Genomic DNA, 8,950 nt, shown 5'->3' with positions numbered 1-8,950 from the left:
AAAAAATATAGAATGGATTATTATAAAAAGGGTTAATATTTTATCTAATTATTAAAAGGCAAATAATAAGAAATTTAATTTGAGAAAAGAATAGATTTTTTTTCTTACTATAAATTTATTTTAGATAAAAATTATAAATAAGATTTTTACTTATAATGTAGGAAAATATAAGCGAAGTTTTGAATGAATTATTAAAAATAAATATAAATAATTAACAATGCAGGAGAGGGGTGAAAAAAATGAAATTAGATGATAATATTTGTTTATGGATAATAATTATTGATTAGAAAGTTGAGGAAGAGAAATGAAAATATTAGTTTGTGTAAAACAAGTTCCTGCAGATAGAGTTGAATTTGATGAAAAAACAGGAATGATAAAGAGAGAGAATAATGAAGTAAAGATAAATCCAATGGACTTATTTGCAATAGAAGAAGCATTAGCTTTAAAAGATAAGTTTGGTGGAGAAGTTTTAGTTTTAACTATGGGAGCAGAAACTGCAAAAGATATTATAGTAGAAGCTATAAGTCTTGGAGTAGATGATGGAATTTTAATTTCAGATAAAAGATTTAAAGCCTCGGATGTTTTAGCTACAAGTAAAACATTAGAGAGTGGAATTAAAGTAATGGGAGATTTTGATCTTATTCTTTGCGGAAGAGAGTCAAGTGACGGAAGTACAAGCCTTTTACCAATTGAATTAGGTGAAAGATTAAAAATGCCTACAATAACTAATGTAGAAGAAATTGTAGATATAAAAAATAATGTAGCTGAAGTTTTAAAGGTAGAAGATGAAAATAGAGTAAGACAAAAAGTAAAATTACCTGCGTTAATGAGTATTTTAGAATATTCAAATGAACCAAGATTCCCAGATTATGTTCTTTTATTAAAAGGTGAAAAAACTGAAATTAAGGTTTTAGGATTAGAGGATTTTAATGATAAGAATGAAGAAAATTACGGATTAAGTGGTTCAGAAAGCATAGTTCTTAGAACAGTTAAAGAAGTAAAGGAAGCCACAATGGACTTTAATGTTAATTCAAATGCAAGTATTAGTGAAAAACATACTGGAAATAATAAAGAGCTTGCAGAAAAATTAGAAAATAAATTAAAAGAGATAAAGTTTCTTTAGGAGGTAAGTAAAATGGAGACAAAAGATAATATTTCAGTATTAGTAGAAATTAAAAATAATAGAATTTCATCATTATCATTAGAACTTTTAGGAAAAGCAAAAGAAATTGGTAGAAAATTAAATAAGCCTGTAATAGCTATTTTAATTGGAGATGAAATAAAGGAGCATGAAGAAGAGCTTTTAAAATATGATATAGATTTTGTATATTCATATGAAGGAATTTATAAAAATGCAAGTAATAATGTTTATGCAAATGTCATAGAAGAGTTTGTGAAAGAAACAGAAACAGATACGCTTCTACTTGGAGATAACGATTTCTCAAAAGAAATTGGTGGAAAAATTGCAGTTAGATTTAATTCTGGAATGACAGTAGGTTGTTCAGACTTAAATGTAAATGACTTTGGAAAATTAGTTCAAAGAAAGCCAATATCAGGTGAAAATATATTTGCAGAAATGATATGTAAGGAAAATAGACCTCAAATAGTAACTATTAAAAAATCAGTAGTAGAGGCTATAAAAATAAGTAATGAATCTAAAGCTAAATTAATTAAAGGAAGACTTAAAAATGCAGATTTAAATTCAGATATAAGTATTCTTGAAAAAATAAAAAGAGAAATAAGTGTTCCAATAGAGGAAGCAGAAGTTTTAGTTGTTGCAGGAAGAGGCTTTAAGAATAAGGAAGATTTAGATGTAGCAAAAAGATTAGCTAAAAAATTAAATGGTGAATTTGCAGTAACAAGACCATTAGTTGAAATGGGATGGGAAAAGCATTCAAAGCAAGTTGGAATTAGTGGAACGATAGTTAAACCAAGATTAATTATTACATTAGGTGTATCAGGAGCCCTTCAATTTGTATTAGGAATGGATAAGTCAAACTACATAGTGGCAGTTAATACTGATAGTGAAGCACCAATTTTTGATGTAGCACATTATGGATTAGTTGGTGACCTTTATGAAATTACTAAAGAATTATTAATGGAGGAAAAGTAATGAGAGAATTTAATAAATTTACAGAAGAAAATTTGAAAATAATTAAGCTTATATTAAAAGATGAAAAAAGAATATTATTTGGTGATAAAGTAACTGAAGAATATTGTATAGATGAGTTAAATAGAGTAAAAGGAAGACCAGAGGTAGTAATTAAAGTAAAATCAGCTGATGAAGTTTCAAAATTAATTAGTTATGCAAATGCAAATAATATTGCAATTACTCCAAGAGGAGCTGGAACAGGGCTTGTAGGTGGAGCTATTGCAATACATGGCGGTATTATGGTTGATATGACTTTAATGAATAATATTATAGAGCTTGATGATGAAAACTTAACCTTAACAGTAGAACCAGGTGTTAGATTAAACGAAATATATAAATATGTAGAAGAAAAAGGTCTTTTCTATCCACCAGATCCAGGAGAAAAAACTGCTACAATTGGTGGTAATATAGCTACTAATGCAGGTGGAATGAGATGTGTTAAATATGGAGTAACTAGAGATTATGTAAGAGGTCTTGAATTTGTTAATGCAAAAGGGGACATACTAACTGTAGGTGGAAAAGTAGTTAAGAATAGTTCAGGTTATTCTTTAAGTAATCTTTTTGTTGGTTCAGAAGGAACTTTAGGAGTAATAACTAAGGCTATATTAAAGCTTATACCATTACCTAAAGAAGTAATGAGTTTAGTAGCTTCATTTGATAATTTAGAAAATGCTATTGGAGCTGTTCCTAAAATTATTAAGTCAAAAATTGCTCCAACTGCAATAGAGTTTGCAGAAAGAGAAATAATTGAAGACTCAGAAGAATATTTAGGTAACAAATTCCCAGATAAAAGTGGAGAAGCTTACCTTATATTAAAGGTTGATGGAAATTCAAAAGAAACTATAAAGTCAGAGCTTAGAAGAGTAGCACAGGCTGCCATAGATGCAGGTGCTAAGAAAGTATTAATTGCTGACACTAAAGAAAGACAAGATACTTTATGGAAAACAAGAGGAGATTTCTTAAAAGCAATTAAGGCTTCAACAACAGAAATGGATGAAGTTGATATAGTAGTTCCAAGAAATAGAATTGCAGATTTTGTTAAGTATACTCATAGTCTTAGAAAAGAGCATGAAATCAGAATAAAAAGCTTTGGACACGCAGGAGATGGAAATTTACACATCTATATTTTAAGAGATGATTTAGAAAAAGATGTATTTGAAGAAAAATTAAAATTAGTAATGGATCTTATGTATAAGAGAGCAAAAGAAATTGGTGGAAAAGTTTCAGGAGAGCATGCTATAGGATTTGCTAAAAGAGAATATTTAGAAGAGTCAGAAGAAAAAGATGTTTTAGAATATATGAAAGCAACAAAAGAAATGCATGATAAAAATGGAATTATGAATCCAGGTAAAATATTTAAATAAAAAACATTAGGGGGAGAAGAAAATGAAGGTTTTATATTATGATTGTTTTTCAGGAATAAGTGGAGATATGAATTTAGGTGCTTTAGTAGATATAGGAGTTCCTTTTGAGTATATAAAGAAGGAATTAAGTAAACTAAATTTAGATAATGAGTTTGAAATTAAAAAAAATAATGAGATTAAAAATGGAATATTCGGAACTAAAGTAAAAGTAATAGATTTAAGTAATAAAAAGAGATATGAGTGTGAACATAGGTATGAAGGAGTCGGACACCTTCATAGCCATTCACATGAACACATTCATAGTTACCAACATAGCCATAGTCATGGACACAATCATAGTCATGAGCATATACATGAACATAGTCACAATCATGTGCATGGAAGAAATTATGCTGAGATTAAAAGAATTATAAAATCTTCTTCTCTAAATGAAAAAGTAAAGAAAAAATCTTTAGAAATGTTTGAAGTAGTTGCAAAGGCAGAAGGGAAAATTCACAATAAGCCATTGGAAGAAGTTCATTTCCATGAAGTTGGAGCAATTGATTCTATAGTTGATATAGTTGGATGTGCTATAGGGATAGATTATTTACAAATAGATAAAGTAATGTCGTCACCAATAGAGGTGGGATATGGAACTTTAAAATGTGCTCATGGAATTATGCCAGTTCCAGCACCAGCAACTGCTCAAATACTAAAAAATATTGAAATAAAAAGTGAAAATGTACCATTTGAAGCTACAACTCCTACAGGTGCAGCTATTATTAAAGCTTATGCAGAAGAAATAACTTATAAAAAAGATTTTAAAATAAAAAATATAGGTTATGGAATAGGAGAAAAAAATAATCCTAATATGGCAAATGCATTAAGGGTTATTATAGGTGAAATTAATGAGGATTCTAGTAATGAGTTTTTATTAGAATGTAACATTGATGATATGAGACCAGAGGAGCAAGAAGTTCTTATGGAAAGATTATTTGAAGAAAAGGCTTTAGATGTATTTTATAATCCTATATTTATGAAGAAGCAAAGGCTTGGAGTTAAGCTATCTATAATAAGTATGGAAGAGGATAAAGAAAAAATAAAAGATATCGTATTTAAAAATTCTTCAACAATAGGAATAAGAGAAATTTTAATTAAAAGAACTAAACTTGAAAGAAAAGAAGAGATTGTAGATTCAAAGTTTGGAAGTGTTCCTGTAAAAGTATCTTACTATAAGGGAGAAAAATTAAATGTAAAGCCAGAATATGATAGATGTAAGGAGATTGCATACAGGGAAAATATATCAGTAAATGATGTTTATAATGAAATACTTTTTAACTATAAGATGAGGTAAGAGAAATGGATAAATTAAATGAGTTAAGAAATTATATAAAGAATTTAAAAAGAGTAGCCATAGCATTTTCAGGTGGTGTAGATAGTACATTTTTATTAAAGGTTGCAAGTGATGTATTAGGTAAAGATGTAATAGGAATAACAATAGAATCACCATATATACCTAAATGGGAAATAGAAGAGGCTAAAGAACTTGCAGAAAGCTTTGGATGTACACATAAAATAATTAAATTAGATAGCATTCCAGAAGAAGTTAAATTTAATGAGGCAAATAGATGTTATTTATGTAAGAAAAAATTATTTAAACAAATATTAGAAGTGGCAAAAACATTAAACATAGATTATGTTTTAGATGGAACAAATATTGATGATACAAAGGATTATAGACCAGGTCTTAAAGCTTTAGAAGAATTAAAAATAAAAAGTCCATTAAAAGAGCTTAATATAACGAAAAAAGAAATAAGAGAATTTTCAAAAGAGTTAAATTTAAAAACCTTTGATAAGCCATCTTATTCATGTCTTTTAACTAGATTAGAAGCAGGAATTGAAGTGACAGAAGAAAAATTAAGAAAAACTGAAAAAGCAGAATTAATTTTACATAGTTATGGATTTAAAGCAGTTAGAGTAAGAAGTCATGGAGATCTTGCAAGGATTGAAGTTAATAAAGAAGATTTAGAAAAAATATTACATAAAGATTTGTTAGAAGAGATTGGAAATAAAATAAAGATGGTTGGATATAAATTTGTAGCTCTTGATATGAATGGATATAACATGGGAAGTTTTAATAAAATTGAGGTGAAGTCTTAATGGATAAAAAAGTATTAGAAGATATTTTAATAAAAGTGAAAAATAATAGTTTATCTATTGAAGAAGGACTAAATTTAGTTACTCAAAATGATAATGGTTTTGAAGATTTAGGTTTTGCAAAAATTGATTATAACAGAGAAAAAAGAGTTGGATATCCTGAAGTGATTTATTGTGAAGGTAAAACTAGTATTCAAATAAGAGAGATAGTAAAAAATATGTTAGAAAAGGACGGAGACTTTAATATACTTGGAACAAGAGCTAAAAGAGAAGCTTATGAAGAGGTACTAAAGATTTGTCCTACAGCTAAATATGATGAAATTTCTAAAATAATAAGTGTAATTAGAAGAAGCGAAAAAACAGAAAGTTTTATTGCAGTTGTATCTGCAGGAACATCAGATATGAGCGTTTCAGAAGAGGCAGCTATAACAGCAGAAGTTTTTGGAAATAAAGTAGAACGTATATATGATGTAGGAGTTGCTGGAATACATAGACTTTTTAATAAATTAGATTTAATAAGAAAAGCAAAGGTTGTTATTGTAGTTGCAGGAATGGAAGGTGCTCTTGTAAGTGTAGTTGGAGGGCTTGTAGATAAACCAGTTATAGCAGTCCCAACAAGTGTAGGATATGGCACAAGCTTTAATGGAGTAACAGCACTTTTAACTATGTTAAATAGTTGTGCAAGTGGTGTTACTGTGGTTAATATAGATAATGGTTTTGGTGCAGCATATAGTGCAAGTATGATAAATAAGTTATAAAGGAGAAAAAATATGACAAAAATAAAAGTACCATATTATAAAGGGAAAATGGAAATAGATATTCCAGAAAAAAATTTAATAGGAATTTTAGAATCAAAAGCAGATGAGTATAAAGTAAATAAAACACAAGAAGAAATAGTTGAAGAAGCATTAAATAATCCGATTGAAAGTAAAAGATTAGAAGAAATAGTAAAAGGAAAGAAAACTTTGACTTTAATAACTAGTGATCATACAAGACCAGTTCCAAGTAAAGTAACTTTACCTATATTACTTAGAAGAATAAGAGAAGCTAATAAAGATATTGATATAACAATATTAATAGCAACAGGATTCCACAGAGAAACAACAAGAGAAGAAATGATAGATAAGTTTGGTATTGAAATAGTAGAAAACGAAAAAATAATAAATCATATATCAACAGATGATAGTATGATGGTTAATTTAGGAAAGCTTCCATCAGGTGGAGATTTAATAATTAATAAAATTGCAGTAGAAGCAGATGTTTTAATATCAGAAGGATTTATAGAGTCACATTTCTTTGCAGGATTTTCAGGAGGAAGAAAAAGTGTTCTACCAGGAGTTGCATCAGCAAAGACTATAATGGCAAATCATTGTGGTGAGTTTATAGCAAGTCCTAATGCAAGAACAGGAATTTTAATGAATAATCCAATACATAAAGATATGTTATATGCTGCAAAACACTCAAACCTTGCATTTATATTAAATGTAGTAATAGATAGTGAAAAGAAGGTTATTCATGCAGTGGCAGGTGATAGCGAAAAAGCTCATTTAAAAGGATGTGAGTTTGTAATGGAACTTGCAAAGGTAAAAAAGACACCATCAGATATAGTTGTAGTTACAAATGGAGGATATCCATTAGACCAAAATATGTATCAAGCAGTTAAAGGAATGACAGCTGCTGAAGCAAACTGTAAGGAAGATGGAGTTATTATAATGATAGCTTCTTGTGCAGATGGACATGGAGGGCAGTCTTTTTATGATAGTATAGTAAATTCTAAGACACCAAGAGAATTATTAGATAAAATATCAAAGGTTGAAAGAAATGAAACAGTACCAGACCAATGGGAATTTCAGATACTAGCAAGAATACTAGATAAATTTACAGTGATAGTAGTTACAGACATGTGGGAAGCTAAGTATATAGAAAAAATGCATATGAATCATGCAAAAACATTTAATGAGGCATTAGAAAAAGCATTTAAAATAAAAGGAAGAGAGGCTACTATAACTTTAATTCCAGATGGTGTATCAGTAATAGTTCGATAAAAATAAAAAAATTAAATAAAAAAGTTGCAATAGTAAAAAAAATGTAGTATACTAAAAATACGTCAGAGATGACAGTAAAAAAGTTTCAATTAGATTAATAATTTCTCTAAGATTAGAGGTTGTTATATCAATTTAGATTCTTTAATTTTAGGAGGAATAAGAAATGACAGATAGAACATTAACATGCAGAGATTGTGGAGCTGAATTCGTATTTACAGTAGGAGAGCAAGAATTCTACAAAGAAAAAGGATTCGATAACGATCCAGTTAGATGTCCTGCTTGTAGAAGAGCAAGAAAAGAACAAAACAGAAGATAGTTTTGATTATTAAAGGTTACAGTGCAAACTGTAACCTTTTTTTGCGTATAAAAGCTTATTTAGAAGCATGTATCCTTTTTCCGCTATCTTTTATAAGTGGAGAAGAGTGCTAAACAGGAAAAAATACTTTAATAGAATTTGTTAAGAAGGTATAATAGAGAAAAAAAGAAAAAAGAGGTAATAAATGTATAGGGTATTGATTGTTGAGGATGATTTTATTATAGGTAGAGAAATTAAAAAGGCACTGCAAAGTTGGAATTATGTTTCCATAAATGTAGAAGACTTTAAAAATGTTATAGAGGAGTTTATAAATTTTAAGCCAGATATTATTTTATTAGATATTAAACTTCCTTTTTATAATGGATATCATTGGTGCACAGAAATAAGAAAGATTTCTAAAGTACCAATAATTTTTATTTCATCAATAGAAGAAAGTATGAATATTATAATGGCTATGAACATGGGGGGCGATGATTTTATAACAAAACCATTTAATATGGATGTTTTGGTATCTAAAATTTCAGCTCTTTTAAGAAGAACATATTCATTTAATAATGAGACCAATATTATTGAGCATAAGGGAATAATTTTAAATTTAAATGAGTGCAAAGTAATTTTTGAAAATAAAAGCATTGAGTTAACTAAAAATGAATTTAAAATTTTAAAGATTTTGTTTGAAAATAAAGAAAAAGCTATTTCAAGAGAAGATATTATGGTAAAGCTTTGGGATAGTGATAGCTTTATTGATGATAATACTTTAACTGTGAACATGGGAAGGCTTAGAAAAAAACTTAAGGATATTAATATAGATAATTTAATAAAAACTAAAAAGGGTATTGGATATATGGTGGATTAAAATGTTTTTAGAATATATAAAAGAAAAAAGAAGTGTTATAGCTTTAGTTTTAATAAATTTAAGTGTATTTGGAGTAACATC

The 8,950-nt window shown here is 28.2% G+C and carries 9 protein-coding genes; all 9 read left to right on the top strand.

Going from position 1 to position 8,950, the window contains the following annotated elements:
* Positions 1–304 precede the first annotated feature (304 nt).
* The 9 genes from ACRC28_RS04260 (at position 305) to ACRC28_RS04220 (ending at position 8,869) form a co-directional block, all read left to right on the top strand.
* A complete protein-coding gene (locus ACRC28_RS04260; RefSeq protein ID WP_438542214.1) occupies positions 305–1,123 on the top strand; it encodes an electron transfer flavoprotein subunit beta/FixA family protein in 819 nt (272 codons plus the stop codon).
* Between the two features lie 12 nt (positions 1,124–1,135).
* Positions 1,136–2,113, top strand: a complete 978-nt coding sequence (locus ACRC28_RS04255; protein WP_438542213.1) for an electron transfer flavoprotein subunit alpha/FixB family protein — start codon at positions 1,136–1,138, stop codon at positions 2,111–2,113.
* Positions 2,113–3,516 (top strand): FAD-binding oxidoreductase, encoded by a 1,404-nt coding sequence (locus ACRC28_RS04250; RefSeq protein ID WP_438542212.1) that lies wholly within the window; start codon positions 2,113–2,115, stop codon positions 3,514–3,516. Before ACRC28_RS04255 ends, ACRC28_RS04250 begins: the two co-directional genes overlap by 1 nt.
* Before the next feature lie 22 nt (positions 3,517–3,538).
* Positions 3,539–4,849: a nickel pincer cofactor biosynthesis protein LarC gene (gene larC / locus ACRC28_RS04245; protein WP_438542211.1), complete on the top strand. Its 1,311-nt coding sequence runs from the start codon at positions 3,539–3,541 to the stop codon at positions 4,847–4,849.
* Between the two features lie 5 nt (positions 4,850–4,854).
* The gene (gene larE / locus ACRC28_RS04240; protein WP_438542210.1) at positions 4,855–5,655 is read left to right on the top strand and encodes an ATP-dependent sacrificial sulfur transferase LarE; all 801 of its coding nucleotides are present in this window, start codon (positions 4,855–4,857) and stop codon (positions 5,653–5,655) included.
* Positions 5,655–6,410, top strand: coding sequence for a nickel pincer cofactor biosynthesis protein LarB (larB, locus tag ACRC28_RS04235; RefSeq protein ID WP_438542209.1), 756 nt, complete (start codon positions 5,655–5,657; stop codon positions 6,408–6,410). Before larE ends, larB begins: the two co-directional genes overlap by 1 nt.
* Positions 6,411–6,422: 12 nt before the next feature.
* On the top strand, positions 6,423–7,697 hold the full coding sequence (gene larA / locus ACRC28_RS04230; RefSeq protein ID WP_438542208.1) for a nickel-dependent lactate racemase: 1,275 nt from the start codon (positions 6,423–6,425) through the stop codon (positions 7,695–7,697).
* 163 nt (positions 7,698–7,860) lie between these two features.
* Positions 7,861–8,013: a zinc-ribbon domain-containing protein gene (locus ACRC28_RS04225; RefSeq protein WP_438542207.1), complete on the top strand. Its 153-nt coding sequence runs from the start codon at positions 7,861–7,863 to the stop codon at positions 8,011–8,013.
* A gap of 184 nt (positions 8,014–8,197) precedes the next feature.
* Positions 8,198–8,869 (top strand): response regulator transcription factor, encoded by a 672-nt coding sequence (locus tag ACRC28_RS04220; protein WP_438542206.1) that lies wholly within the window; start codon positions 8,198–8,200, stop codon positions 8,867–8,869.
* Positions 8,870–8,950: the final 81 nt, after the last annotated feature.

It is taken from the genome of Clostridium sp. (assembly GCF_051650885.1).
Classification (GTDB): Bacteria; Bacillota; Clostridia; order Clostridiales; family Clostridiaceae; genus Clostridium.
This window is presented reverse-complemented; position numbering and strand designations above follow the sequence as displayed.

Bases quoted from the DNA above. Each gene is read 5' to 3' on its own strand.
- ACRC28_RS04260 (WP_438542214.1), top strand. From the start codon at position 305: ATGAAAATATTAGTTTGTGTAAAACAAGTTCCTGCAGATAGAGTTGAA.
- ACRC28_RS04255 (WP_438542213.1), top strand. From the start codon at position 1,136: ATGGAGACAAAAGATAATATTTCAGTATTAGTAGAAATTAAAAATAAT.
- ACRC28_RS04250 (WP_438542212.1), top strand. From the start codon at position 2,113: ATGAGAGAATTTAATAAATTTACAGAAGAAAATTTGAAAATAATTAAG.
- larC (WP_438542211.1), top strand. From the start codon at position 3,539: ATGAAGGTTTTATATTATGATTGTTTTTCAGGAATAAGTGGAGATATG.
- larE (WP_438542210.1), top strand. From the start codon at position 4,855: ATGGATAAATTAAATGAGTTAAGAAATTATATAAAGAATTTAAAAAGA.
- larB (WP_438542209.1), top strand. From the start codon at position 5,655: ATGGATAAAAAAGTATTAGAAGATATTTTAATAAAAGTGAAAAATAAT.
- larA (WP_438542208.1), top strand. From the start codon at position 6,423: ATGACAAAAATAAAAGTACCATATTATAAAGGGAAAATGGAAATAGAT.
- ACRC28_RS04225 (WP_438542207.1), top strand. From the start codon at position 7,861: ATGACAGATAGAACATTAACATGCAGAGATTGTGGAGCTGAATTCGTA.
- ACRC28_RS04220 (WP_438542206.1), top strand. From the start codon at position 8,198: ATGTATAGGGTATTGATTGTTGAGGATGATTTTATTATAGGTAGAGAA.